Here is a 26,294-nt window from a genome sequence, read left to right as displayed (position 1 = left end):
AAACCGTTACACAGATCGCCGGTTGCGGCAGCGTAGTGCGCAAATCGGATCTGTCTTTCACGCAGGGCGCACAATCCAGCGGAACGGGTTTCCAATGCCATAGCAGGCAAATTCGCCTGATTTAGCCCCGGCGTCACATTCCACTCATTTTTGGGCGATGAGAAAGTCACGGCGGCTCGCACCGATGTCATTTCGTCGTGGGGCGCGACCATGGGACGCATGTGGCAGGCTACGCTAGGGAAAGGACCCATCTCATGACGATCAAACCAACCAAGCTGCTGACACTGGCCGCGCTGGGTGTCAGCGCCGCTGGCACAGCTGCCTTCGCCGATGGTCACGGCACCAAAGCCGAATTGGACGAACTGCGCGCGCGTGTCGCCGCACTGGAAGCGGGCACAGGTCCGGTCGGTGACCTCAGTTTCGGCGGCACGTCCGTTGATATCTACGGTTATCTCAAGGCCGACTTCTTCCTTGAAAACGACTTTGCTCAAGGTGACAGCGCGTCGGTCACCAGCATCGGCGAACCCGCCAACGCGATCGACGGTGATTTCGGTGCCACAGCGCGCCAATCGCGGCTGGGTATTCGCAGCACCACCGCAACCAGTTTTGGTGATGTGACCGGCAAGCTGGAACTGGATCTGTTCGGGTCGAACGGCACCGCAGAGCTGCGCCTGCGCCATGCCAGCATTGATATCGACGGCAGATGGCTGATCGGTCAGGACTGGACCAACTTCATGCCGCTGAACCACTACCCCACCACGGTAGAGTTCACTGGCCCCGTCGGAATCAGTTTCGCCCGTGTTCCCCAAATTCGCTACACCAACACATGGGATAACGTGACCTTCTCGGCCTCGATCGAGGAAAACAGCGCCGCCTCGGCGGATCCGGTTTTCACCGCGGCTGCCGCCTATAACGGCGACAAATGGAACGCACGCATCGCTGGCCTGACCGGCAGCGTGCAGGTGGGCGGCACCGAGATCGACCAAACCGGTGTCACCGTGTCCGGCAGCATCCGCCCCTGGGCGGGCGGACTGTTTCAGGCCACCTACGTCAGCGGCGAAGCGCTGGGCCCGCTGTTGATCGGCGGCGGCAGTGCAGCGGTCGGCGGTGTGGCCAACGATGTCGAAGGTTTCACCATCGAATACCGCCACAGCATCGGCGACAAATGGAACGTCGGCATCGCCTACGGACGTGAGGAATACGACCTGCCCACCTCGACCGGCGCGCGGTCCTTCACCGAATTGGAAACCGTCCACGTCAATGCCTTTTATAACCTGACGGACGATCTGACCCTCGGTGCGGAATACTTCTTCGGGGAACGCAACGACACCCTTACGGGGCAGTCGTTCAATGACGATCGGATCCAGTTGTCGGCCCAGCTGAACTTCTGATCTGTGCGATCCCTCGGAAGGGCCAGCAACTGGCCCTTCGATGCGGTCCCGCCCAAACGGCGCGCAGCCCATGCTGCGCACCTGCGGCGGGGCCGTCTTTTGACGACCACAGGTGTGATATGCACCCGTGCGCCCCATCAAATATCCTCAAACGCCTCTGGGAAAGCGGCGCGCGCCTTGGCTTCGTCAATGACGAGCAGCGCTTCGTAGCTTACGGGATCGAAATTTTCTTCGGCAGATACGACCTCTCGGCCAAACAGCCAACTGAGGCGGCCCCCATCCAGATTGCCCCGCTCAAACGGCTGATCGCCGAAATGTTCCCACAACGCCTTCATGAAGGCGGTATCGGCGCGCCGATCCGGTGGACGGCGGTCGCGGTAGCGTTCGCGCGCAATCAAAGGGGTCGCCCCCTTGGGGTTCGCACGGCGGATGGTGAATTGGTAATCGGTGCTGGGCATACGGCCCGGAAACCCGCGATGTTTCAGCATGGTCTGCTCCCTTGTGTAAGGGCGCGCGGGTAGACCGGAACAGGCCGACCCACGGCCTGTTCCTGTGTGACGAGGCGAGTGCCTGCGTTACTTGTATTTGCCGGTGTAGACGGGCTCAACCGAGATCGGTTCGGGCTCGACCACAACGAATTCTTCTTCTGCTTGCTGTGCGCAGGCTGCCAGAGCAGCAACGAGGCCAACGGCCAGAACAGCTTTGATACGGTTCGACATGTGATTCTCCTGTCGTTCTTCACCAATAAAACAAGGGCATGTGCCCCTACCTGCCCCCAAGTTGAGGTATGGGCGCCACTGCGTGCGCCCGCGGTGATCATACAGCGAACCGCATCAAAGGGCCACAAAACCGCACGCTGCACACGCAGCTGTGTCACCAAAGCCGCAACCGAAGCCTGAGAAAGGGAAGAAGCCGCAACATATTGTAGAGACATCAGAATGCCTCCCAGATGCAGCGGTCGTTTTCGACACGGAAAACCTCAAAAAATTGGACGATTTCAGGGGCTGTTGCCCCAAACTCCAGTTCTTTGGACGAAAAAGAGATAATGATCTGCGCCACATCGCGCGAGGAATCATTCTGCGACATAGCCAAATCGGGCAAAGCATAGGATTCGCACAGGTACGCAAAATCATCCGCGACCGAATCGTATTGCACACCTTCGGCCAGCGCAGGCGCCACGAAGCGATAGCGCGCTAGGGTGCTGCCGTCATAGTGTGCCTCGATCCGCTGATCGAGCAGACGTAGCGCCAGACCAGAGGGCGCTGCGGCCTCCACCGGTTGTGCCATGGCGGCAGATGCGGTGACAGACGCGGCGCAAAGGGTGCATAGGGTTGCCACAGTGGTCAGGGAACGATCAAACATCACGCGCCTCCCCGACGGATGGTGTCGCGGCCTGTTTGCTGGCATGCGCAATCCAGCGCTGGCGCAGATGCGGGGCGTTCAGCATATCAGCGACATGCGCCGACGTATGCTCGGGCGCTGCCGCGTCCAATTGACCGCCTGCCGTGACGCGCAGACCATCTGCTTCGCGCACCACCTGCACCACGGGGGCAAAGCCGCGCAACCGTTGCAGGCGCCGCCACAAATCCTGACGGATCTGTTGCGCCAGCACCAAACGATTGCAGGCCGGAAAGGACGCCTCTGCCGCCACGTCCAGCCGCACAGGCATACGCCGCGCCACCGTCAGGGTGTCGCCTTCGCGTTGGATATGCCATGTGCTGCGGGTGCGGCGGGTCATACAAAGGTTCCTTGATGGCAGTCATCGACCGCCCAACGGGGGGAGAATGGCACCCGCCGCAAAATCGGACGGGTGCAGGACGCCACAGATGTGGCGACAGGTTGCTTACAGCGGAATGTTGTCGTGTTTTTTCCACGGGTTTTTCAGCTGCTTGTTACGCAGGCTGGCAAACGCACGGGACACACGACGACGGGTCGATTTCGGCTGGATCACCTCATCAATGAAGCCACGTTCTGCCGCCACAAACGGGGTAGCGAAACGGTCTTCGTAGTCTTTGGTGTGCGCCGCGATCTTGTCGGCGTCGCCCAGATCGGCACGGTGGATAATCTCGGTCGCGCCTTTGGCACCCATCACCGCGATTTCAGCAGTGGGCCAAGCGTAGTTGAAATCACCGCGCAAGTGCTTGGACGCCATAACGTCATAGGCACCGCCGTAGGCTTTACGGGTGATCACAGTCACCTTGGGAACGGTTGCTTCACCATAGGCGAACAGCAGTTTCGCACCGTGTTTGATCACGCCGCCATATTCCTGCGACGTGCCCGGCAGGAAGCCCGGAACATCAACCAGCGTCAGGATCGGAATTTCAAAACAGTCGCAGAAGCGGACAAAACGCGCGGCCTTGCGGCTGGCGTCGATGTCCAGACAGCCCGCCAGAACCATCGGCTGGTTGGCCACAACACCCACGGTCTGACCTTCCAGACGGATGAAGCCAGTGATGATGTTTTTGGCGTAGTCTTCCTGAATCTCGTAGAAATCCCCTTCATCCGCCACCTTGGTGATGAGTTCCTTCATGTCGTAGGGCGTGTTGGGGTTTTCCGGCACGATCGTGTCGAGCGAGTTTTCAATCCGGCCCGGCTCATCGAAGAAGGGACGCACCGGCGGCTTTTCGCGGTTGTTGAGCGGCAGGAAGTCGACCAGACGACGCACTTCGGCTAGGGCCTCAACATCGTTTTCAAAGGCCGCGTCGGCAACCGACGATTTCTTGGTGTGGGTGCTTGCGCCGCCCAGTTCTTCGGCGGTCACAACCTCGTTGGTCACGGTTTTTACAACGTCAGGACCGGTCACAAACATGTAAGAGGTGTCTTTGACCATAAAGATGAAGTCGGTCATCGCAGGCGAATACACCGCACCACCGGCGCACGGGCCCATGATGACGGAAATCTGCGGCACCACGCCCGAGGCCATGATGTTGCGCTGGAACACCTCGGCATAACCCGCAAGGCTGTCGACGCCTTCCTGAATACGTGCGCCACCGGAATCGTTCAGACCGATGATCGGCGCACCGTTCTGGATCGCCATGTCCTGAATTTTGCAAATCTTCTGCGCGTGGGTTTCCGACAGCGAACCGCCGAATACGGTAAAGTCCTGCGAGAAGACATAGACCATACGGCCGTTGATGGTGCCCCAGCCGGTGATCACACCGTCGCCTGCAGGCTTGTCAGCCTCCATCCCGAACTCGGTGCAGCGGTGTGTCTTGAACATGTCAAACTCTTCAAAGCTGTCTTCATCAAGCAGCAGTTCGATGCGTTCACGGGCGGTCAGCTTGCCTTTGGCATGCTGACTGTCGATGCGGCGCTGACCACCCCCAAGACGGGCGGCGGCACGGCGGTCTTCCAGTTGCTGGAGAATATCTTTCATGACGGACCTCTTCATGGTTTGGAACAGGTATAGGGGCGTCATACCGTTGCTCAAAGGAGAATCCGGCAAATTTGCAAAAACTTGGCAGATGACCCCAAGCTAATTGCAAACTTGCGAACCCCCTACCCTTCCTCTACACCCTACCCTAGGTTGGCGCTAACACCCGGTGGATCGACTCGGGTTCCCCACGACATTCCCGCAGGACACCCGATGACAGACCTCCCCACCATCAAGTTTCTTGACCGCCGTACGCCCCCGCATGTTGCAACCCTAGTGGTTTTGGCGGGGATGGCGGCATTGGCAATGAATGTCTTTCTGCCCTCTCTCCCCAATATGGCGACCTACTATCAGGCCGACTATGCCTTTATGCAGCTGGCCGTGGCGCTGTATCTGGGGGTGAACGCGGTTTTGCAGCTGTTCATTGGCCCCCTGTCCGACCGGTATGGCCGGCGCCCTGTCCTGCTGTGGTCAACGGGACTGTTTGCACTGGCGACACTGGGCTGCTTGCTGGCCAGCAGCGCTGAGGTCTTTATGGTGTTTCGCATGATGCAGGCGGTGATTGCCGCCTCTATGGTGCTCAGCCGCGCGGTGATCCGGGATCTATACCCACAGGACAAGGCCGCATCGGTCATGGGATATGTCACCATGGGCATGGCGCTGATCCCAATGCTGGCGCCCGCATTGGGCGGCACTTTGGATATCTGGTTCGGCTGGAAGGCCTCTTTTCTTTTGCTGCTGGTGTGTAGCCTGATGCTGTTGGCGCTGATCTGGATGGATGTGGGCGAAACCGCCGCAAACACTGGCACCCCGATGGCTCAGCAAATCCGCGAATACCCGATTATCCTGACCTCCCATCGTTTCTGGGGCTACGCGCTGGCATCAGCCCTGGCCTCAGGCGCATTCTTTGCCTACCTCGGCGGGGCACCGTATCTGGGTGCGAACCTGTATCAGATCCCGCCCAGCACTCTGGGCATCTGGATGGCAACACCCGGCCTGGGCTACTTCTTTGGCAACTATATCACTGGCCGCTACGCCGCGCGTGTCGGGGTGAACAAGATGGTCCTGTGGGGCACCCTACTGGCCACATTCGGCATGACCGTCGCCTATACCATCAGCCTGAGCGGCACCACCACACCGCTGAATTTCTTTGGCGCAATGGTATTGGTGGGACTGGGCAATGGTCTGGTGCTGCCCAACGCATCCGCAGGCATGCTGTCCGTACGCCCACAACTGGCAGGCACCGCGGCGGGCCTGGGCAGCACACTGCTGATCGGCGGCGGCGCGGCCCTGTCGGGCTATGGCGGTGGATTGGTACAGGGGGCAGACAGCGACCTGCCACTGATCGGATTGATGGCGCTGTCGTCGGTTCTGTCCGTTCTGTGCATCCTCTACGTCATCCGCCGCGATCGCCAACTGGCGGGCGGATAAACTGGCGCACGGATGAGAGGCTTCCCCCACCCCTCTTGTGTCGCAGGATTTGCAAATCTATCATACTGCAAAAGCAAATCTGTAAATCCGGCGGGGGCGAAATGGCCACTCAGAAACTCTATGCAGGCGCCAAACTACGCGAAACACGCCAGCGCCTTGGCCTGACGCAAAAGGATTTCGCCACCAAGCTCGGCGTTTCCCTGCCCTATCTGAACCAGATGGAAAACAACAACCGCCCGGTCTCGACCACGGTTGTGCTGGCCTTGGCGCAGGAGTTTGGGTTCGACGTCACCGAACTTAGCACAGGGGACAGTGAACGGATGGTCAGCGACATGCGCGAAGCATTGGCTGACCCGCTCTTTGCCGATGCCATCCCCCCACTTGCCGATCTGCGCCTAACCGCATCAAACGCCCCCGCAATGGCGCGCGCCTTCCTGGACCTGCACCGCGCCTATCGGCAAACCCATGAACGCCTTGCCTCATTGGATGAAGCATTGGGACGCGAGGATCGCGGCAGCCAGCAAAGCCCGTGGGAAGAGGTGCGCGACTTCTTTCATTACTGCGACAACTATATCGACGCCGTGGATCGCGCTGCCGAACATTTTTCGCACGCCGCTGGCCCCGGTGGCATCCGCCTGCACGCGCTGAAGTCGCTGAAATCCGCCGGGCTAAAGGTCAATTTCAACGACAGCGCGCCCGTGCGCCAGTTCGACCCCGACAGTCGCACCCTGACCATGTCCAGCCGCACCGCGCCGGAAACTCAGACGTTCCAACTGCTGTTGCAAATCGCCCTGCTGCACCAAAACAAACTGCTGGAGGCGACGCTGGATCTGGCCCGCTTCCAATCGGATGAGGCGCGCTCAATCGCCAAGATCGGCCTAGCCAACTATTTCGCCGGTGCAGCCCTGATGCCCTACGCCGATTTTCTGGCCGAGGCGCAGGCAACCCGCCACGATCTGGAATTGTTGTCGCATCGTTTCGGCGCGTCGATCGAACAAATCGCGCATCGCCTCTCGACCCTGCAAAGACCGGGTGCCAAGGGCATTCCGTTCTTCTTTGTGCGGGTGGATCAGGCGGGCACCATCACCAAACGCCATTCGGCCACGCGGCTACAGTTTGCCCGCTTCGGCGGTGCCTGCCCGCTGTGGAACGTACACCGCGCCTTTGAAACGCCGGGCCGCTTCCTGCGCCAGCTGGCCGAAACACCGGACGGCGTGCGCTACATCAGCCTTGCGCGTGATGTATCGAAATGGGGCGGCAGTTTTGGCGCGCCAGTTCGGCGTTATGCAATTTCGCTGGGCTGCGAAGTGCGCCATGCGGATGAGCTGGTCTATGCCGACGGCCTCGACCTCAATAACCCGCATGTGTACGAGCCGATCGGCATTTCCTGCCGAATCTGTGAGCGGCAAAACTGTCACCAGCGCGCGGTTCCCCCATTGGAACGCCGCCTGACCATCAACAGCAATCGTCGCGAAGTGCTGCCCTACGACGTCGGCTAAACAGCCAAGGCCACAGCGGCAACGCCTCGCGGACCAAAACCCTAACCAGACGCGAAATCACACGCACCTCAAATCCGCGCGAGACTGCGCAACAGACGGCCCGCTTCCGGTCGCCGCTGACCCGTGCGTGACAACACGTGCGATTTTTTCAACATTGCTATCAATATCTTAGAACGCCAAATCCGTGATCGCATTTGGATCACTGGCGCTGTCACACAAATTCTTTGGACCTTGTGAAATGACAAATTCAGCGCCCCGTGGTGGGTTAGCCACATCGAAGCAATTCGGCCCACACACCACTCATATCCTGACCAAAGGTTCCACCATGTTGAAACATTCCCTCATCGGCGCGACGCTGATCGCCTCTGCCGCACTGGCCGCCCCCGCATCCGCCCAAGACTGGTACGGCTCTGCCTTCCTTGGCTATTCCTATGCGGACGATCTGGACTATTCCGGCACCATCGGCGCAGGCCCGCAAACCGTTGAAACCGATCTGGACGAAAGCGCCAGCTTTGGTATCACCATCGGCCGCGAATTTGGTAGCATCGGCGGCAACGCATCGTTGCGGGGTGAGATTGAACTGTCCTACCGCAGCAACGACGTGACTGCTGTGGACTTCTCCGGCAATGGCGCAGGCAACGAAGCAAACCCCGGCGGTGATATTTCTTCGACCTTCCTGCTGGCGAATGCCATCGTTGATTTCGACACCGGCAGTGCCTTCACCCCCTATGTGGGCGCCGGTATTGGTGTGGGTTTCATTGAACAGAACGTCATCTACGGCCCCACCAGCAACGTTACCATCCGCGGCGACGACGAGGCCTTTACCGCGCAGTTGATTGCAGGTGCATCCTATGAAATCAGCGAAACCACGTCGCTGTTCGGCGATGTACGTTACGCGCGCAGCTATGACGTCACCGGCACCCGCACCTCGCCTGCAGGCGTTGCGACTGTGTCGGATGATCTGTCCAGCACCTCGGTAAACTTTGGTGTGCGGTTCAAGTTCTGATTGGCAAAACGCTGTCATAGCCTGACGTGTCAGGCGTTGGCGCCCCACGCCACGCCTGAGACCACTGCGCGGGGATGCTGCCCGAGTTCGGCCCCGCGCATCGGTAACGAGTACCTTTAAACGAGTATCCCTCGTGCTGCATCGCTCTTAAGCCCTACACGACGGCGCAGTGCGAGGGACCAACAGGGGCACCCCGCCAAATGTCCCCTTGGCGAGGTGCCTCTTTTCTTTCAGCCCGAAACGGGCGCAGACCTTAGTTGGCCTTCAGATAGGCGTAGATTTCATCCTTCAGCGCACCGCGACGCTTACGCAGATCAACCTCTGCCAGCTCTTCACGCGGGGCGACGTTGGTTTCGGCGCCATGTACCTTGCGGTTCAACTCGTGATACTCTTCGGCCATTTTGGCGAAGTGGGCATCAGAAACCTTCAGCGCCGACATTTTTTCTACGAATTCCGGGAACTCTTCGGCCAGCTCATGAGGTGTGTTCGACATAAGCGCATCTCCTTTTCCTTGCGTTTGATCGTACCCTAAACCTGAGACTCAGCCGCCACTTTGACGCGGATCAACTCCGCCGCGCCGGACACAAAAAAACAGCGCAGGGATCGCCCCCTGCGCTGCTACATTTCTCCAGATAGGCGTTAGCGCTGCGCGGTCTGCCAGTTCGGGTTGATCCACGGCTGCGCATTATCAGATGCCAGCGGCGGACGGCCCAGCAGGCTATCAGATACTTTCTCGCCCACCATGATCGACGGGCCATTCAGGTTGCCGTTGGTGATACGCGGGAAGATCGAACTGTCCGCCACCCGCAGACCAACAACACCGATCACCCGCGCCTCGGAATCCACCACGGCCAGCGGATCATCCGCACGGCCCATGCGGCAGGTGCCACAGGGGTGATAGGCACTTTCGGCGTGTTCGCGGATAAAGCTGTCCAGCTCATCATCCGTGACCAGATCCTTGCCCGGCTGGATTTCGTGTTTGACGTAAGGCTTGAACGCATCTTGGCCAAAGATCTCACGGGTCAGGCGCAGGGCCTGACGGAAATCAACCCAATCGCTTTCCTCGCTCATGTAGTTAAAGCGGATTACCGGCGCATCATTCGGATCGTTCGAGCGCAGGGTCACATTGCCCCGGCTTTCGGACCGCATCGGACCAACGTGGGCCTGGAACCCGTGCCCTTCCGCCGCTGCCTTACCGTCGTAACGCACGGCCAACGGCAGGAAGTGGTACTGAATGTCCGGATAATCAATGCCCGCACGCGAGCGAATGAAGGCCGCACTTTCGAACTGGTTCGATGCGCCCAGGCCGGTCTTGGTAAACAGCCACTGGGCCCCCAACAGGCCTTTGCAGATCAGGTTCCAGTATTTGTAGAGCGTCACCGGCTGGCTGGCCGCCATCTGGAAATAGACCTCCAGGTGGTCCTGCAGGTTGGCGCCGACACCGGGGCGATCGGCCACAACGTCGATACCATGCTCGGCCAGATGTGCGGCAGGGCCTACGCCCGACAGCATCAGCAGCTTGGGCGAGTTCAGCGAAGACGCCGCCAGAACCACCTCACGGCGGGCGCGGATCACTTCGGTCTTGCCACCGCGTTTCACCTCAACACCAGTGGCGCGTTGGTTTTCAATCACCACCTTGCAGGCCAGACCACGCACAACGGTACAATTGTCGCGCTGCAATGCGGGTTTCAGATAGGCGTTGGCAGCGGACCAACGACGACCTTTGTAAACGGTCTGCTCCATCGGGCCGAAACCCTCTTGCTGCTCACCGTTGTAGTCATCGGTGACCTGATACCCAGCCTGACGCCCCGCCTCAACAAAAGCGGCGTGCAGCGGGTTGTTGCGCGGACCACGGGTCACATGCAGCGGGCCATCCTTGCCGCGCCAGTCGGGATTGCCACCATGGCCACCATCGTGCCAGGTTTCCATCCGTTTGTAATAAGGCAGCACATCCGCATAGCCCCAGCCATCCGCGCCCTGATCGCGCCAATGGTCAAAATCATGGGCGTGGCCGCGCACATAGACCATGCCGTTGATCGACGACGATCCGCCAATCACCTTACCCCGCGGGCAAACCAGTTTTCGGTTACCCAGATGGGGTTCCTCTTCGGACATATAGCCCCAGTCGTAGCGCGACATATTCATCGGATAGCTCAGCGCCGCTGGCATCTGAATGAACGGGCCCGCATCGGTGCCCCCGTGTTCGATCACGATGACCGACGCGCCCGCCTCTGACAGACGATAGGCCATGGCGCAGCCAGCAGAACCCGCGCCAACAATTATAAAATCCGCTTCCATTCTTCTTACTCCAGAAACAGATGGATGCCGCACCTTCCCCGACCCGAGGCGCCAAGCGATCCATCAGGATCCCCCGGCGCATCGGGGTGAGTGGGTGGGCGATGAGTCGGGGGATCCGTGTCACCCGACCCGCGACAAAGGGATCAGAACGCCGCTTCGCAGGCGTCCAGACGAACAAAGACCGACTTCAACTCGCTGTAGTGGTTGATCGCGCTCTTGGCGTTTTCACGGCCCACACCAGACATCTTCGACCCACCAAACGGCACCTCAACCGGCGCATCGTTGTAGGAGTTGATAAAGCAGGTGCCTGCCTCAAACCCTGCGACCATGCGGTGCGCGCGGGTCAGATCAGCGGTGAAGACACCAGCGGCCAAGCCAAATTCGGTGTCATTGGCACGGGCCAGAACCTCTGCCTCATCCTCAAAATCCAGCACGCACATTACGGGGCCAAAAATCTCTTCGCGGGCGATGACCATATCATCGGTCACATCCGCAAACACAGTGGGTTCAATCCAGTAGCCGTCCTGATCCAGACGCTTGCCACCTGTTACCAGACGCGCACCTTCTTCCTGACCTTTGGCAACATAACGCTCAACGATCGAGATCTGGTTTTCGGATACCATCGGGCCAAAGTTCACGCTTTCATCCAGCGGATCGCCCATTTTAGCGCCTTTCAGACGCTCGGTCAGACGCGCAAGGAACGCCTCTTTGATGCCCTTTTGCACAAAGACGCGGGTGCCGTTAGAACAAACCTGACCCGTGGAATAGAAGTTGCCGTTGATCGCACCGCTGACCGCGCTGTCCAGATCCGCATCGTCAAAGATCACCAGCGGGGATTTACCGCCCAGCTCCATGGTGACGTGTTTCATGCCCTCAGCGGCAGCGGCGTAAACCTTGCGGCCAGTGGGAACGGAACCGGTCAGCGACACTTTGTTGACGCGCGGATCAGTGACCAGCGGGCCGCCAACCTTGCCGGTGCCCTGCACCACGTTGAACAAACCGGCAGGCAGGCCTGCCTCGACCAGAATTTCCGCCACTTTCAGCGCCGACAGCGGCGTGGTTTCAGACGGCTTGAAGATCATCGCGTTGCCACAGGCCAGCGCCGGGGCGCCTTTCCAGCAAGCAATCTGCGTGGGGTAGTTCCACGCGCCGATACCGACGCACAGGCCCAGCGCCTCGCGCATGGTGTAAGCGAAATTGCCATCGCCCAGCGGGATGTGTTCGCCGGTCAGGCTGGCGGCCAGACCACCGAAATATTCCAGCGCATCCGCCCCCGAAGTGGCGTCTGCCACCAGCGTTTCCTGCAGCGGTTTACCAGTGTCGTGGGTTTCCAGCACTGACAGGTCATGGTTGCGCTCGCGCATGATGTCGGCGGCGCGGCGCAGGATACGGCCCCGTTCGGTGCCAGACATTGCGGCCCATGCTTTCTGCGCGGCAAGGGCGGATGTGATCGCCTCTTCGATTACGGCCTCTGTGGCCTCATGCAGCTTGGCGATCACTGCGCCGGTGGCGGGGTAGATCACCTCGATCACCGCGCCGGCGGTGTCTTCTACGTAACGGCCATTCACATAGTGGCTGGCAGGGGGCTGAAGGTCGTAGGTCATGTGCAGTGCTTTCAGTACGGGGGTGTATTTGTATTCAGATCATCGGGGTCGGCAGTGCCAGATTAGGCAGAACAGCCGCGGTCAACTTCGAGCGCGACATAATCCATGATCAGGTCAAAAGCGCCTTCGCTGGAGGCAGGTTGATACCCCAGCGATTGTTCCAGATAGATGCCATCAATCAACGCCGCGATACGGGCCGCCACCGCGGGTGCGCGATCCCCAACAAGGGGGCGCAACGCATGGCCAAGGGTACGGCGCAGGCGCAGCTGATAGACATTTAAGAGGCGTTTGGCCTCTTCAGATGTTTGGGCAAGCACATAGAAATTCAGCCATGCGGCCACCACGTCCTGACGGAAATTCATATGGCTGAAGCTGGACTTAACCACCGCCTCGACCCGCGCCAAAGGCGAGGTCGCCATGCCAAGCGCGCCGCGCACCTCAGCCGAATAAACCGCCAGCGTATGACGCATAGCCGCAAGGAATATCTGCTCTTTCCCACCGAAATAATGATGCGCAAGAGCCGAGGACATCCCTGCCCTCTTGGCGATCTGGCTGACCGTCACGTCGAGCGTGCCGGTTTCCCCGATCTCTGCGATTGCCGCTTTTACCAGCGCCGCCCGCCGTATAGGCTCCATTCCTAGCTTAGGCATCAGTTTCTCGTAGAAAATTGCTTGCCACGTTAAGCTAATTTGTTTTTTATTGACTCGTCAATCAAGAAAAATATCAAGGAGGTCGCAATGACCCTAAAGACAACTCTCTCCGCTCTGGCCCTCGTGGCCGCCACCCCGGCGCTGGCCGACTGCGGTTCCGTCACCTTCTCGGATGTGGGCTGGACCGACATCACCGCCACCACCGCAGCCACCACCGTGGTGCTGGAAGCGCTGGGTTATGAAACCGACATCAAACTGCTGTCCGTTCCGGTGACCTACACCTCGATGGCCGATGGCGACGTCGACATCTTCCTGGGCAACTGGATGCCCACCATGGTTGCCGATCTGGCCCCCTACTACGAAGCTGGCACCGTTGAAATCGTACGGGCCAACCTCGAAGGTGCAAAATACACCCTCGCCGTAAACAAAGCCGCTGCTGATCTGGGCATCAAAGACTTTGCCGACATCAACACCCACCGCGACGCGCTGGACGGCAAGATCTTCGGCATCGAGCCGGGCAACGACGGCAACCGCCTGATCATGGAAATGGTCGACAGCAACTCTTTCGACCTGAAAGGTTTCGAAGTTGTCGAAAGCTCGGAACAGGGCATGCTGGCGCAGGTTGCACGTGCCTCCAAGAAAGACGATCCCATCGTCTTCCTCGGCTGGGAACCCCACCCGATGAACGCCAACTTTGAACTGACCTACCTGACCGGTGGCGATGCGTTCTTTGGCCCGAACCTGGGCGGTGCAATTGTGAACACCAACGTACGCCAAGGCTACGTAACCGAATGCCCCAACGTCGGTAAGATGCTGGAAAACCTCGAGTTTACGCTGGCAATGGAAAACGAAATCATGGGTGCGATCCTGAACGACGGTGAAGAGCCCGCCGATGCCGCAAGCGATTGGCTGAAAGCAAACCCTGCCACCTTTATGGCTTGGCTGGACGGCGTTACCACCAAAGACGGTGGCGATGCTGTTGCCGCGGTCAAAGCCTCGTTGGGCATGTAAAATGCACGAAGCGCGCCGGATCTGTTCCGGCGCGCTTTTTGACGGCCGCAATAGTCGAACGCGGCCGAGATCAGACGCGAACCTGATCATACACTCACTAAATAGGGGGCCAAATGGACTGGCTTGAAGAGAGCAAAATCCCAGTAGGCAAGTGGATTGCCAACGGATTTGACTGGTTGACCGACACCTTCGGGGGTCTGTTCGACGCGATTGACGATTTCCTGAGTGAAGGCATCGATGCCTTCCTGTGGCTGTTGCAAGCACCGCCCGCGCTGATCATCATCGCCCTCTTTGCGGCGCTGACCTACTACCTGCAACGCAGCTTTGGCCGCGTGGCGCTGGTGATTACCTGTTTCCTCTATGTCCTGAACCAAGGCTATTGGGAAGAAACCACCGAAAGCCTAACACTGATCTTCTTTGCGGTGATTTTCTGTATGGGCGTCGGCGTGCCCATCGGGATCTATGCCGCGCATCGACCCAAGTTCTTTAAGGCGATCCTGCCTGTACTGGACATGATGCAGACCATCCCGACGTTTGTTTACCTGATCCCGATGATCGTGCTGTTCGGCATCGGCATGGTACCGGGTCTGGTGGCAACCTTTATCTTCGTTCTGCCCGCACCGATCCGTCTGACCCAGCTGGGCGTCAGCCAAGTGCCCCGCGCCCTGACCGAAGCGGGCGAAGCCTTTGGCGCCACGCGGATGCAGATCCTGTGGAAAGTGGAACTGCCCTCGGCCTTTCCGCAGATTATGACCGGCCTGAACCAGACCATCATGCTGTCGCTGTCGATGGTAGTGATCGCCGCCCTTGTGGGCGCGGACGGCCTAGGTGTGCCTGTGGTGCGCGCGCTGAACACAGTGAACGCCTCGCTCGGCTTTGAAAGCGGGCTGGTGATTGTGGCCGTGGCCATCGCCCTTGACCGTATGCTGCGAGTGGAGCGTTGATATGACTGCTGTAACTTTTGACAATGTTTCCATCGTCTTCGGTGAAAAGCCCGAACAGGCACTGCCGCTGATGGATCAGGGCCAGACCCGGGCCGAAATTCAGAACAGCACCGGTCAGGTGCTGGGCGTGCACAACTGTTCGCTGACCGTGGACAAGGGTGAGATTCTGGTGCTGATGGGCCTCTCAGGCTCTGGCAAATCGACCTTGCTACGGTCTGTGAACGGGCTGAACCCTGTGGTGCGCGGCAGCGTGTCTGTGGCCACGGAAAACGGCATGGAAAACGTCACCCACGCCGACGCCAAAACCCTGCGCCACATCCGCCAGCATTCGGTCGCCATGGTGTTCCAACAGTTCGGCCTGCTGCCCTGGCGCACGGTGCGCGAAAACGTCTGGCTGGGCCTGGAACTGGCCGGTATGTCCAAAGCTGAACGGTTGGAGAAAACCAACGAACAGCTCGCCCTTGTGGGCCTGTCGGATTGGGCGGACCGCAAGGTATCGGATCTATCGGGCGGCATGCAGCAGCGTGTCGGTCTGGCCCGTGCCTTCGTCACTGACGCGCCGATCCTGCTGATGGATGAGCCGTTTTCAGCTCTGGATCCGCTGATCCGCACCCGTTTGCAGGACGAACTGCTAGAACTGCAAGAAAAACTGCACCGCACCATCATCTTCGTCAGTCACGACCTGGATGAGGCGTTCAAAATCGGCAACCGCATCGCCATCATGGAAGGTGGCCGCATCGTGCAATGCGGCACGCCGCAGCAGATCTTCAGCGATCCGGCGACGGACTATGTCGCTGATTTTGTTGCCCATATGAACCCGCTGGGCGTTCTGTGTGCCCGTGACGTTCTGGAACCGGCAACCGGCGATCACAGCGCAACACTGGACGCCAACGCCGACATCCGTGAGGTGATGGAGCTGTCGCAAACCGGCCCCGTTGCCATCACCGAAAACGGTCAGGTGATCGGTCAGGCGACGCCACAGACGGTTCTGCAAAAACTGCTGGATCCGCGCGGCGCCTAAGCCCGCACTGATCCCCTAAAACACAGAAAGCGCCCCATCTGGGCGCTTTCTTTTTGCCTAAACGACCCCGCTTAACCGCCCGTTAACAGCGTATAGGCGATAAACCACATCAACAGCGCAATGCCTGCGTCCAACACCTGCCATGCCCGTGGTCGGGCAAACAGCGGCCCGAGCAGACGCGCGCCGTAGCCAAGTGAGAAGAAGAACACAAAACTGGCTGCAGACGCGCCGATGGCAAACAGCGTGCGATCCTCATACTGCGCCGCAATCGATCCCAGCAGAACCACAGTGTCCAGATAGACATGTGGATTGGCCCAGGTGAACAGCATACAGGTCAGCAGCGTCGCACGCAGGCTCATCCCCTGCCCTTCACCCTGTTCCAACGCAGCACCACCGCGCCATGCGCTTTGTGCCGAACGGGCACCGTAGACGATCAGAAACGCCGCCCCGCCGTAGCGCATCACGGGTTCGAACCACGGCAACGCCTCGGCCAGATTGCCAAATCCCGCGACGCCCACATTGATCAGCAGCGCATCGCTACAGGCGCAAAACAGCACCAGCGGCAGCACATGCTGCCTGAGCAATCCCTGCCGCAACACAAAGGCGTTCTGCGCCCCGATCGCCACAATCAACGACAGCGACAGGCCAAAGCCTGCAAACAGGGTCGTCATATCCATCATATTTCCGTCCTTCGTGTTCGTGCTGCACTTGTGACTAAGGGCGACGGATGATTTAATCAAATTAAAGAAACTATCACTGGATTAGAAAATCTAATGCTTGATTACAGCCAACTGGAAACCCTTGCCACAGTTCTGCGCCTGGGCAGCTTCGAAGCCGCCGCGCAGCATCTCCATGTCACCCAATCCGCAGTGTCCCAACGCATCCGCCAGTTAGAAGAGCGGATCGGCGCCCCACTGGTTCAACGCGGCACGCCCTGTGTGGGCACAGAAACCGGCAAACGGCTGGCGCGCCACGCACAAGAGGTTGCGCTGATGGAGGCGCGCGTAACCGGTGCCCAGCCCGATCCGCTGGCGCGGCTGCGCATTGCAGTGAATGCGGATAGTTTGGGCACCTGGGTGCTAGAGGCTTTGGCGGATGTGCCGGACCAACTGTATGAGATTGTCGTCGACGATCAGGACCATTCCAGCAACTGGCTACGTCGGGGTGAGGTCAGCGCCGCAATCACCGCGCAAGAGCGCCCACCGCAGGGATGTAGCTCAATCCCGCTGGGTGTGATGGTTTACGTGGCCTCTGCCAGTCCCGAATTCATGCAAAAATACCTGCCTCAGCCTGTGGATAAGTCGTCTTTAGAGGCCGCACCCATGCTGGTTTTCAACAAAAAAGATGCACTGCAAGATATTTGGATCAAACAAAATTTTGGAGTTATCCACAGAAAGAAATCACACACCATTCCATCCACAGAAGGATTCGTCACCGCCGCACGCCTTGGGCTGGGCTGGGGCATGAATCCACAGGTACTTGTGGATGAATTTCTGGCCGATGGCACCCTTGTCCGGCTTGTGGATAACAGTGATTTGCCGGTGCCATTATTTTGGCAGTCCCCACGACACCTGACGGACAGCTTGGCGCCGATTACCGATGCAATCCGTCGCGTCGCGGCAAAAAACCTTCCACCTGTGGATAAGTAGATCGCGACATTCAAGCCATAAAAATATGACTTATACACCGCTTATACACAATTTTATCCACAGGACACCCACAGAACGTACCAAAAAATTCCCGACCAAAACAACTCACAACTTATCCACAGACTTATCCGCAAAATTCACTTGGGCAGATAAAAGTGGCGTCTGCGCAACAGTGTCAAAAAACAATTGACTGTGGATAACTCCAAAATCGCGACGCTGGCATAGCACTTGCAGCCCTTAGCGCTCACTGGAATCGGGATATTTGCAGATTAGATGCCCCAAATCCGGCATCGGCACCAGCGAAAACGCATGACAAAACCTGCGATTTTTCACCCCCGCGCCTTGTTCCTCAGGTTTCCCAGAAATGAGTCATAAAGACATTCAAGATGGGCAATAGCGCCTCAACCGCGCCAAAATGACTCCAAAAGACACGGAAATGCGCCCCCTCCCCCACCAATATCGCTCCTCAGATCGCGCAAAATGAAAAACGGCGCCCGATTGGACGCCGTTTTGATCTGAGAGATCACTTTTGCGGGCCGCTACAGCGGCTGAGCGCGCCTTAGAGCTGCTCCATCACCTCATCCGAGGCCTCGAAGTTGGTGGTCACACGCTGCACGTCATCGTCGTCTTCCAGCGCGTCTACCAGCTTCATCAGCTTCTGCATGCCTTCCAGATCCAATTCAGTGGTGGTGGTGGGTTTCCACACCAGTTTGGTCGAATCCGATTCACCCAGCTCTGCTTCCAGCGCGCCAGACACCTCATGCAGGTCGCTGTCCGCACAGTAGATCAGGTGCCCCTCTTCCGAGCTTTCGACATCTTCTGCACCGGCTTCGATCGCGGCCATCATCACGGTGTCTGCGTCGCCAACAGAGGCAGGGTAAGTCACCTCACCCTTACGGTCGAACATGAAGCCAACGGAGCCTGTTTCGCCAAGGTTGCCGCCGTTCTTGGTGAAGGTCGAGCGCACGGTAGATGCGGTACGGTTGCGGTTGTCGGTCATCGCCTCGACAATCACAGCCACACCGTTCGGGCCGTAGCCTTCGTAGCGGATTTCTTCGTAATCGTCGCCTTCGCCTGCGGTCGATTTCTTGATCGCGCGATCAATCACGTCCTTGGGGACGGACTGGCTCTTGGCTTCTTTTACTGCCAGACGCAGGCGCGGGTTCTTGTCAGGATCAGGGTCGCCCATTTTCGCGGCAACGGTGATTTCCTTCGACAGTTTCGAAAACAGCTTGGACCGCGCGGCATCCTGACGGCCTTTGCGGTGCTGAATGTTTGCCCATTTTGAGTGGCCAGCCATGGCACCCTCCGTTCATGTAATCCTGTTTGTCCCGATCTATAAAGGAGCGCCACAGGGGGCTGCAAGCCTGCGCCCCCTGTCAAAAAGGTGAAAACGTGGGTTTTCGACCCGCTTTCCCGATCAAAGCGGCCAGATCACCGGAATAAGCGCCGAGGCCAAGAGGCCCATTGTGATGTTAAGCGGCACGCCGACCTTCAAGAAGTCGGTGAATTTATAGCCGCCGGGACCGTAAACCAGCATGTTGGTTTGATAGCCGATGGGTGTGGCAAAGCTGCAGGACGCAGCAACCATCACCGCTATGACCAAGGGGCGTGCATCAAAACCCATGACATCCGCCAGACCGATGGCAATCGGCGTCACCACAACAGCCACCGCGTTGTTCGACACCATTTCGGTCAACAACGAGGTCAGCAGGTAAATCGCCCAAACGATGAAGAAGGGAGGCAGCTGCATCAGGTAGGGTGCGATCGCCTCAACAATCAGTGTCACGGCGCCTGTGTGCTGCAATGAGGCACCGATGGCCAACATAGCAAAGATCAGTGCCAGAAGGCGCCCCTCGACAAAGGAAAACGCTTCATCGCTGTCGATACAGCGGCTGACCAGCACCACTGCAACGCCAATGATCGACAACAGCAGCAGCGGCGCAACGCCCACAGCGGCAAGGCCAACGATGGCCAAGAGGGTCGCGATTGCCAGCGGCGCATGACCACGGCGAAATGCCTTCACCGACGGGTGGGTCACATCGACCATATCCATATCAGTCGCAAGGCGTTGAATATCCTCTGGCGCCCCTTCCAACAGCAGCGTGTCACCAACGCGCACCACTTGTTCGTCCAACTGGCCGCTGATGTTCTGGTTCCGGCGGTGCAATGCCAGTGGGTAAACACCATAACGGCGGCGCAAACGCATGGATCCCAGCGCACGGCCAACCATTTTACAGCCCGGGGTGATCAGCACCTCAACAGTCGATGTTTCCACCGCGCCCACCTGATCCAGTCGCTTCAGGCTCTTGTTGCGCTGGAGCGATAGGAGTTCGGTCATCTGGGTGCGCAGCACCACGCGGTCACCGACCTGCAGCACCACATCCTTCATATTGCGGCGCAGGGATCGGTCGCCGCGGACAACGTCGACCAAGCGAACGCCTTCGCGTTTGAACAGCTGCACGCCGACCACTTCGCGCCCGATGAGGTTCGATTCCGGGGGGATCACCGCCTCGGTAAAAAACTTCATCTTGGACTTATCAGACAGCATCGTCGCCATGGTGCTGCGCTCAGGCAGCAGGTGACGACCAAAGAAATAGAGGTAGATCATCCCCCAGGCGACCAGCACAACGGCCAGCGGCGTGATCTCAAAAATCCCAAATGCTTCAAGGCCTTGGGCCCGTGCAACACCATCGACCAACAGGTTGGTCGAAGTGCCGATCAGGGTCAGCGTGCCGCCGATGATCGCGGCATAGCTCAGCGGGATCAGCATTTTAGAGGCAGACACCCCCATCGTGCGCCCCAGTTGCACAAAGACGGGGATCATCACCACCACAACCGGCGTGTTGTTCATGATCGCCGAGGCCAGCACGACAAAGATCATCAAAACCGCAATCGCCAGTTTCGGATTGGTGCGCCCTGCCTTGTCCGCCATATTGGTAAACGCCGCCAGCGCACCTGTGCGCACAAGGGCCCCCATGACGATAAACATCGTCGCAATGGTCCATGGCGCGGGGTTTGACAGCACGTTGAGCGCCAGATCATAGGGCAACAGCCCCATGGCCAAGAGCATCGCAACGCCGAAGATCGCCACCACCTCGGTCGGGAAGATTTCCTTCATGAACAGGGCAAACATGCCCAGCACCACACAAAGGCTCAGCACCGCCTGACCGGTCTGCGACAGTTCAAATAACGCCATATGGTTCGCCTGATACTTTTGTTTTGGGCAGTTTCCACCACCATGCGCCCCGCAACAAGCGCTTTGTGCGTTGGATGTGACGGCGATAGGTCCCGTCACATCAATACCATAGCAAGAATCGCGCCGATTACGGCGACCATTGCGCCCTTAGACAGGTGCAGGACCGGCCTGTTCCAGACGGCCACCGTGGCGCACCATCTTGACCAGCGTGGCCTTGCCGGTGCGGTCATCGGTTTCCACGTAAACGCCAGACAGCGTCGCCTCGCCCAATGCGGGGGTGAAGCGGGATTTGGGCATGCCGGTCACGAAACGACGCATTGGCTCGGCCTTTTCCATGCCAATGACGCTGTTGTAATCGCCGCACATGCCTGCATCAGTCAGATAGGCGGTGCCTGCGGGCAGGATTTGCGCATCACCGGTGGGCACATGGGTGTGGGTGCCGACAACCACGCTGGCGCGGCCGTCGCAATAATGGCCCATGCCCATCTTCTCACTCGTCGCTTCGCAGTGCATATCCACCAGTGCGGCCTGCACTGCTCCGCCCAGAACATGCTGGCGCAGCACGGTATCAACAGCGGAAAACGGATCGTCAAAGGCGCGTTTCATAAACACGTTGCCCAGAACCTGCGTCACCAAAATCTTGCGCCCGCGCCGGTCGGAAAAGACGCGGTGGCCGCGCCCCGGTGCGCCTTTGGCGAAGTTCAGCGGGCGAATGATACGCGGTTCGCGTTCGATGAACTGCAGCATGTCCTTTTGGTCAAAAGCGTGATCGCCCAGCGTCAGACAGTCCGCGCCCGCATCCAACAGCACCTTGGCGTGTTCCGCCGACAGGCCCATGCCATTGCTGGCGTTTTCGCCGTTCACCACAACAAAATCCAGCCGCCACGCCTCGCGCAGCTTGGGCAGGTTTTCCACCACGGCGCGCCGTCCGGCCCGCCCCATCACATCGCCTAGAAACAATATCTTCATGGGCTAGGGATTAGGCGGCACTGTGCGCTGTGGCAAGGGGATTTGGCGTCTTTCGGGCGCGAAACGCTTAAAACGTAAGGATCTCTGCCTCTGTCACGATCATATCGAGGGGTTGATCGGTCGGCTCCAACGGCAATTCAGCTGCCTCTTGGGCACCATAGGCGAACCCGATCGCCATGCAGGGGCCAGCCGCGCGTAGCTTTTCCAGCGTGCGATCATAAAACCCGCCGCCATAGCCCAAACGGTTGCCCGCGCGGTCAAAGCCAACCAGCGGCACAATCAGAATTTCCGGCGTGATGAAATCATCTACCGCAGGAATCCATGCGCCAAACGGGCCATCCTTCATCTCGCAGCCGGGTTCCCAGCGGGAAAACTGCAGCGGCTGCGCCTCGCCCATGATCACCGGAACAGCGACGGGGCCGTGCGCTGCGGCCTCTTCCATTGCGGGCAGCGGGCTGATTTCGGTGCGGATCGGCATGTAACCGGCCAGCGGCACACCGCGGTAGCCGGCCAAAACCTGGCTCAGCAACGACGAACGGCCCACGAGGCCAGAATTATGCGCCTCTTTGCGGCGGGCAAAGGCGGCTTTGCGCGCCTCGGCCTTGATAGCGGTCAGATCGGTCATAGCAGAACCTTTGCAGCCAGCCCCAGAAAGGCCAGAAAACCAACAACATCCGTCACCGTGGTGACAAAGGGACCAGAGGCAAGCGCCGGGTCAATATTTGCCCGATCCAGCGCCATCGGGATCACGATCCCGCCCAGCGCCGCCGCCACATGGGTGCCCAGCATCGCCAGCCCAATGACCAGCGCCAGCATCGGCACACCGAACCATAGCACTGCAACACCTGCCATGATCGCGCCAAACAGCGCCCCATTCAGCACCCCAACCGACACCTCGCGCAACATAACCCGCATGGCGTTTTGCGCAGTCAGGTCGCGGGTGGCCAATGCGCGCACAGTCACCGTCATAGTCTGCGTACCCGCATTGCCCCCCATCGAGGCCACGATGGGCATCAAAACCGCCAGCGCCACCATCTGATCAATGGTGCCAGAGAACATGTCGATCACCAGCGACGCCAGAATGGCGGTCATCAGGTTGACCCCCAGCCAGACCGCACGCCCCTTGGCCGCGTCCCAGATACTGTCGGACAGGCTGGCCTCATCCGCGACACCGGCAAGGCGCAGGATGTCTTCTTCGTGTTCTTCGTCCAGCACGATCATCGCGTCATCAATGGTGATGACCCCGACCAGACGGTCGTTTTCATCCACCACCGGCGCCGAAATCAGGTGATACTGGTTAAACGCATAGGCAACGTCTGCCTCATCCTGCGTGACGGGAATGACCTCAAACACCTCTTCGACCAGATCGGTCAGGGGCACATCGCGGCGTGAGGACATCAGTTTGCCCAGCGTCACGTTGCCCTTGGGGTGCATACGCGGATCGACTAGGATGATGTGATAGAACTGTTCCGGCAGGTCACGGGATTTGCGCAGGAAATCAATGGCATTGCCCACGGTCCAGTGTTCCGGTGCGGCAACCACTTCGCGCTGCATCAGACGGCCCGCGGATCCGTCGGGATAGCTCAGCGCCTGCTCAACCGCGACACGGTCTGCGTCTTCCAGCGCGTCAAGGATCACCTCTTGCTGCGGTTCATCCAGATCCTCAACCAGATCGACCACATCGTCGGTTTCCAGATCACGGACCGCTTCAACCAGAACCTCTGGCTGAAGGACGCTAATGATCTCTTCGCGCAGGCCCTCATCCAGTTCCGACAGGATGTCGCCGTCAAATTCACGCCCATACAATTGCACGACGCGGCGGCGGTCATAGGCGTTTAGCTGTTCCAGAAGGTCGGCGATGTCCGCGGGGTGCAGCGGATCCAACAGCGTCCACAGCTGCTGCTGATCGCCCGTGTCCACAGTATAGAGAATGCTGGCCACATCGCGGCGCGACAGCTCATAGTCACCTTCGGTGGTGCCGTCGGGGTTCATCTGCGGTTCGGTGGTGGGATCAGCACGGTCCAGAAGGTCGGTTTGCGAGAGGTCTGACTGATCGTTGTCTTCGCGCATGGGGGCCTCCGGACTTACCTGCCCCTGTCATAGCGGAGGCAGGGCGCGTCATACAATGGGGCAGGCCCGTAAATTCACGGAAAATACACATGCTGCGCGTTTGCATGTCAATTGCTCCCCCCTATCTCCAAAGCGCGGGAGAGCCACGGATTTACCTTGGCGTTGCTTACGCTTAGTCTGCACGGCAACACTGACGCGACAGGAAACCCGATGCCAAACGCCACCGCCGTGCCCCACACAACCACATCGTCTGCCGCCTGTCCCGCAGACTCGCAGGCGGCGGTCTTGCTCACGGGGCAAGTGTTGCGCTTTGGTGGGGATCCGTTTGTCGATGGGGTGTCTGCCGCGGACCACAATCGCGTGGGCGCGGTTCTGATCCGTGGTGGCCATATTGCAGACGTAGGCGATGCCGCCACCTTGCGCGCCGCATACCCTGATGTGACGGTTGTGGATTACGGCGACCACCTGATCGTTGCCGGGTTTGTCGATGCCCATGTGCATTACCCTCAAACAGGCATTATCGCCAGTTGGGGCAAACGGCTGATTGATTGGCTGAACACCTATACCTTTCCCGAAGAAATGCGCTTTGCCGATCGCGCCTATGCGGATGAAGTTGCCGCGCGCTATCTGGACCTGACGCTGAACCACGGCACCACAACGGTGGCCAGCTATTGCACCATCCACCCTGAAAGCGTTGACGCGCTGTTCGCCGCTGCGCAAGCACGCGGGCAACGCATTGTTGCGGGCAAGACCTGCATGGACCGCGACACCGCGCCAGATGGCCTGCGCGACACGGCGCAATCGGCCTATGACGACAGCAAGGCCCTGATCGAACGCTGGCACGGGGTGGACCGTCTGACCTATGCGATCACCCCACGGTTTTCGCCCACCTCGACCCCCGATCAGCTGCGGGCGCTTGGCACGCTTTGGGGCGAACATCCTAATGTGTTGATGCAGACCCACCTCAGCGAACAGGTGGATGAAATTGAGTGGGTCAAATCGCTGTATCCGCAGGCCCGCGATTATCTGGATACGTACGAGGCCTATGGCCTGTTGCGCGCAGGTGGGCTTTACGGTCATGCGATCCATCTGGAACAGCGCGAAAAAGACCGCCTGAAAGAGGTGGACGCCAGCCTGATCCATTGCCCCACCTCCAACACCTTCATCGGCTCGGGCCTGTTCGACATGGCAGGCCTGAGTGCTGAGGGTCTGCGCATTGGTCTGGCCACAGATACCGGCGGCGGGTCCAGTTTTTCGATGCTGCGCACAATGGCCAGCGCCTATGAGGTCGCGCAGCTGCGCCATCACCCGCTGCACGCGGCAGAGCTGATCTATCTGGCCACGGCAGGCTCCGCCCGCGCCCTGCGGATGGAGGATAAGGTGGGCAACATCGCCCCGGGGATGGAGGCGGATCTGGTGGTGCTGGATCTACAGTCCACCACCGACATCGCCCAGCGCGCGGCCCGCGCGGACGACATCTGGGAGGCGCTGTTTCCCACCCTGATGATGGGCGATGACCGCGCAATTGCTGCCGTGTGGATGAACGGCACCTGTCGCAAAGGGGTTAGCGTTTAGACGCACGGCCCTGCCAGCACCATCACATAATAGCCCTGCCAAGAGGCCATGCCATAGCGGGTATAGTGCGGTCCCATCATGTTACGATGATGTCCAGGCGATCCCATCCACCCCTGAAAAACCCGCATATCATCTGCCTGTCCGGTGGCGATGTTTTCCGCAACCGCTGCTCGGCATCCCCCCGCGCCCCGCACACGATCCATCGGCGTGCCCCCTTCTGGGGAGACGTGGGAAAAATAAGTACGCGCCGACATATCCTGAGCGTGCGCCAAGGCTGCACGCGTCAGGGACGTATCTGACTGCACTGGCCGTAGGCCGCGCTGTCCCCGCGCAGCATTCAGCGCGTTTTCAAAGGCGATGCCTGATTGCACCTGTTGCTGTGCGGCGGACGCAATGGGCGCGCTGGTTGAGGGACGCCCAACGCTACTGTCGCGCGCAGATGTGCTGACACAGGCGGCCAGCAGGGCCGACAGGGCCAAACCAGCGCTCAGGTGTTTCAATACGGATACCATGAAATCTCTCCCTCGGGTTGCGCCACGATCAGTAGCGCCTGTTAGCACCATGGTGATGCCAAACAGGAAATCGCCGCGCGTAAAGATCCGGT

At 59.3% G+C, this 26,294-nt stretch carries 25 protein-coding genes; 9 read left to right on the top strand and 16 right to left on the bottom strand.

Annotated elements, in window-relative coordinates:
- The first annotated feature begins 254 nt into the window (after positions 1-254).
- Entirely contained in the window at positions 255-1,391 is a 1,137-nt protein-coding gene (locus TM5383_RS15380; RefSeq protein WP_058319928.1) for a DcaP family trimeric outer membrane transporter, read from the top strand.
- A gap of 137 nt (positions 1,392-1,528) precedes the next feature.
- On the opposite strand, the gene TM5383_RS15375 is transcribed toward TM5383_RS15380, so the two are convergent.
- The 5 genes from TM5383_RS15375 to TM5383_RS15360 form a co-directional block, all read right to left on the bottom strand.
- Positions 1,529-1,879, bottom strand: coding sequence for a hypothetical protein (locus tag TM5383_RS15375; protein WP_058319927.1), 351 nt, complete (start codon positions 1,877-1,879; stop codon positions 1,529-1,531).
- An 87-nt stretch (positions 1,880-1,966) separates the two neighbouring features.
- Positions 1,967-2,110 (bottom strand): hypothetical protein, encoded by a 144-nt coding sequence (locus tag TM5383_RS16920; protein WP_197407419.1) that lies wholly within the window; start codon positions 2,108-2,110, stop codon positions 1,967-1,969.
- Between the two features lie 214 nt (positions 2,111-2,324).
- Complete coding sequence (locus TM5383_RS15370) at positions 2,325-2,753, bottom strand: DUF6497 family protein (RefSeq protein WP_058319926.1); 429 nt, start codon at positions 2,751-2,753, stop codon at positions 2,325-2,327.
- The gene (locus tag TM5383_RS15365; protein WP_076400186.1) at positions 2,746-3,129 is read right to left on the bottom strand and encodes a hypothetical protein; all 384 of its coding nucleotides are present in this window, start codon (positions 3,127-3,129) and stop codon (positions 2,746-2,748) included. The genes TM5383_RS15370 and TM5383_RS15365 overlap by 8 nt, the downstream gene beginning before the upstream one ends.
- 105 nt (positions 3,130-3,234) lie before the next feature.
- Positions 3,235-4,767: an acyl-CoA carboxylase subunit beta gene (locus TM5383_RS15360; RefSeq protein ID WP_058319925.1), complete on the bottom strand. Its 1,533-nt coding sequence runs from the start codon at positions 4,765-4,767 to the stop codon at positions 3,235-3,237.
- A 210-nt stretch (positions 4,768-4,977) separates the two neighbouring features.
- On the opposite strand from TM5383_RS15360, the gene TM5383_RS15355 reads away from it, so the two are divergent.
- The 3 genes from TM5383_RS15355 to TM5383_RS15345 all read left to right on the top strand — a co-directional run bounded on the left by TM5383_RS15355 (position 4,978) and on the right by TM5383_RS15345 (position 8,700).
- Positions 4,978-6,195 (top strand): multidrug effflux MFS transporter, encoded by a 1,218-nt coding sequence (locus TM5383_RS15355; protein WP_058319924.1) that lies wholly within the window; start codon positions 4,978-4,980, stop codon positions 6,193-6,195.
- 101 nt (positions 6,196-6,296) lie between these two features.
- Positions 6,297-7,694, top strand: coding sequence for a helix-turn-helix domain-containing protein (locus TM5383_RS15350; RefSeq protein ID WP_058319923.1), 1,398 nt, complete (start codon positions 6,297-6,299; stop codon positions 7,692-7,694).
- A 325-nt stretch (positions 7,695-8,019) separates the two neighbouring features.
- Positions 8,020-8,700: an outer membrane protein gene (locus TM5383_RS15345; RefSeq protein WP_058319922.1), complete on the top strand. Its 681-nt coding sequence runs from the start codon at positions 8,020-8,022 to the stop codon at positions 8,698-8,700.
- 253 nt (positions 8,701-8,953) lie between these two features.
- Here the strand turns inward: TM5383_RS15345 and TM5383_RS15340 are convergent, their stop codons facing one another.
- The 4 genes from TM5383_RS15340 to betI form a co-directional block, all read right to left on the bottom strand.
- Positions 8,954-9,193, bottom strand: a complete 240-nt coding sequence (locus tag TM5383_RS15340) for an HP1242/YdcH family protein (protein ID WP_058319921.1) — start codon at positions 9,191-9,193, stop codon at positions 8,954-8,956.
- Between the two features lie 146 nt (positions 9,194-9,339).
- Positions 9,340-10,998, bottom strand: a complete 1,659-nt coding sequence (gene betA, locus TM5383_RS15335; RefSeq protein WP_058319920.1) for a choline dehydrogenase — start codon at positions 10,996-10,998, stop codon at positions 9,340-9,342.
- 143 nt (positions 10,999-11,141) lie between these two features.
- Entirely contained in the window at positions 11,142-12,602 is a 1,461-nt protein-coding gene (gene betB / locus TM5383_RS15330; RefSeq protein WP_058319919.1) for a betaine-aldehyde dehydrogenase, read from the bottom strand.
- Between the two features lie 62 nt (positions 12,603-12,664).
- Positions 12,665-13,252, bottom strand: a complete 588-nt coding sequence (gene betI / locus TM5383_RS15325; protein WP_076400184.1) for a choline-binding transcriptional repressor BetI — start codon at positions 13,250-13,252, stop codon at positions 12,665-12,667.
- Between the two features lie 87 nt (positions 13,253-13,339).
- On the opposite strand from betI, the gene choX reads away from it, so the two are divergent.
- The 3 genes from choX to choV all read left to right on the top strand — a co-directional run bounded on the left by choX (position 13,340) and on the right by choV (position 16,228).
- Positions 13,340-14,263, top strand: a complete 924-nt coding sequence (choX, locus tag TM5383_RS15320) for a choline ABC transporter substrate-binding protein (protein WP_143570275.1) — start codon at positions 13,340-13,342, stop codon at positions 14,261-14,263.
- A 113-nt stretch (positions 14,264-14,376) separates the two neighbouring features.
- Entirely contained in the window at positions 14,377-15,207 is an 831-nt protein-coding gene (choW, locus tag TM5383_RS15315) for a choline ABC transporter permease subunit (RefSeq protein WP_058319917.1), read from the top strand.
- A 1-nt stretch (position 15,208) separates the two neighbouring features.
- Positions 15,209-16,228 carry a choline ABC transporter ATP-binding protein gene (choV, locus tag TM5383_RS15310; protein WP_058319916.1) on the top strand — a complete coding sequence of 340 codons (1,020 nt, stop codon included), beginning with the start codon at positions 15,209-15,211 and terminating at the stop codon, positions 16,226-16,228.
- A 71-nt stretch (positions 16,229-16,299) separates the two neighbouring features.
- On the opposite strand, the gene TM5383_RS15305 is transcribed toward choV, so the two are convergent.
- Positions 16,300-16,899 (bottom strand): LysE/ArgO family amino acid transporter, encoded by a 600-nt coding sequence (locus tag TM5383_RS15305; RefSeq protein WP_058320030.1) that lies wholly within the window; start codon positions 16,897-16,899, stop codon positions 16,300-16,302.
- A gap of 102 nt (positions 16,900-17,001) precedes the next feature.
- Between TM5383_RS15305 and TM5383_RS15300 the strand changes: the two genes are divergently transcribed.
- Positions 17,002-17,877 (top strand): LysR family transcriptional regulator ArgP, encoded by an 876-nt coding sequence (locus TM5383_RS15300; protein ID WP_058319915.1) that lies wholly within the window; start codon positions 17,002-17,004, stop codon positions 17,875-17,877.
- Positions 17,878-18,436: 559 nt separating this feature from the next.
- Here the strand turns inward: TM5383_RS15300 and TM5383_RS15295 are convergent.
- The 5 genes from TM5383_RS15295 to mgtE all read right to left on the bottom strand — a co-directional run bounded on the left by TM5383_RS15295 (position 18,437) and on the right by mgtE (position 24,037).
- On the bottom strand, positions 18,437-19,177 hold the full coding sequence (locus TM5383_RS15295) for a YebC/PmpR family DNA-binding transcriptional regulator (protein WP_058319914.1): 741 nt from the start codon (positions 19,175-19,177) through the stop codon (positions 18,437-18,439).
- Between the two features lie 120 nt (positions 19,178-19,297).
- Positions 19,298-21,076, bottom strand: coding sequence for an SLC13 family permease (locus TM5383_RS15290; protein ID WP_058319913.1), 1,779 nt, complete (start codon positions 21,074-21,076; stop codon positions 19,298-19,300).
- A gap of 147 nt (positions 21,077-21,223) precedes the next feature.
- Positions 21,224-22,045 (bottom strand): TIGR00282 family metallophosphoesterase, encoded by an 822-nt coding sequence (locus tag TM5383_RS15285; RefSeq protein WP_058319912.1) that lies wholly within the window; start codon positions 22,043-22,045, stop codon positions 21,224-21,226.
- A gap of 67 nt (positions 22,046-22,112) precedes the next feature.
- A complete protein-coding gene (locus TM5383_RS15280) occupies positions 22,113-22,670 on the bottom strand; it encodes a 5-formyltetrahydrofolate cyclo-ligase (RefSeq protein WP_058319911.1) in 558 nt (185 codons plus the stop codon).
- Complete coding sequence (gene mgtE, locus TM5383_RS15275) at positions 22,667-24,037, bottom strand: magnesium transporter (protein ID WP_058320029.1); 1,371 nt, start codon at positions 24,035-24,037, stop codon at positions 22,667-22,669. Before mgtE ends, TM5383_RS15280 begins: the two co-directional genes overlap by 4 nt.
- Before the next feature lie 288 nt (positions 24,038-24,325).
- Between mgtE and guaD the strand changes: the two genes are divergently transcribed.
- Positions 24,326-25,690 (top strand): guanine deaminase, encoded by a 1,365-nt coding sequence (gene guaD / locus TM5383_RS15270; RefSeq protein WP_082645509.1) that lies wholly within the window; start codon positions 24,326-24,328, stop codon positions 25,688-25,690.
- On the opposite strand, the gene TM5383_RS15265 is transcribed toward guaD, so the two are convergent.
- Positions 25,687-26,202 (bottom strand): CAP domain-containing protein, encoded by a 516-nt coding sequence (locus tag TM5383_RS15265; protein WP_058319910.1) that lies wholly within the window; start codon positions 26,200-26,202, stop codon positions 25,687-25,689. The two genes, guaD and TM5383_RS15265, sit on opposite strands and share 4 nt — an antisense overlap.
- Between the last annotated feature and the right edge of the window lie 92 nt (positions 26,203-26,294).

The sequence above is a fragment of the Thalassovita mediterranea genome (assembly GCF_001458435.1).
GTDB lineage: Bacteria > Pseudomonadota > Alphaproteobacteria > Rhodobacterales > Rhodobacteraceae > Thalassobius > Thalassobius mediterraneus.
The sequence above is the reverse complement of the archived record's forward strand: the minus strand, read 5'-3'. Positions and strand labels throughout refer to the sequence as shown.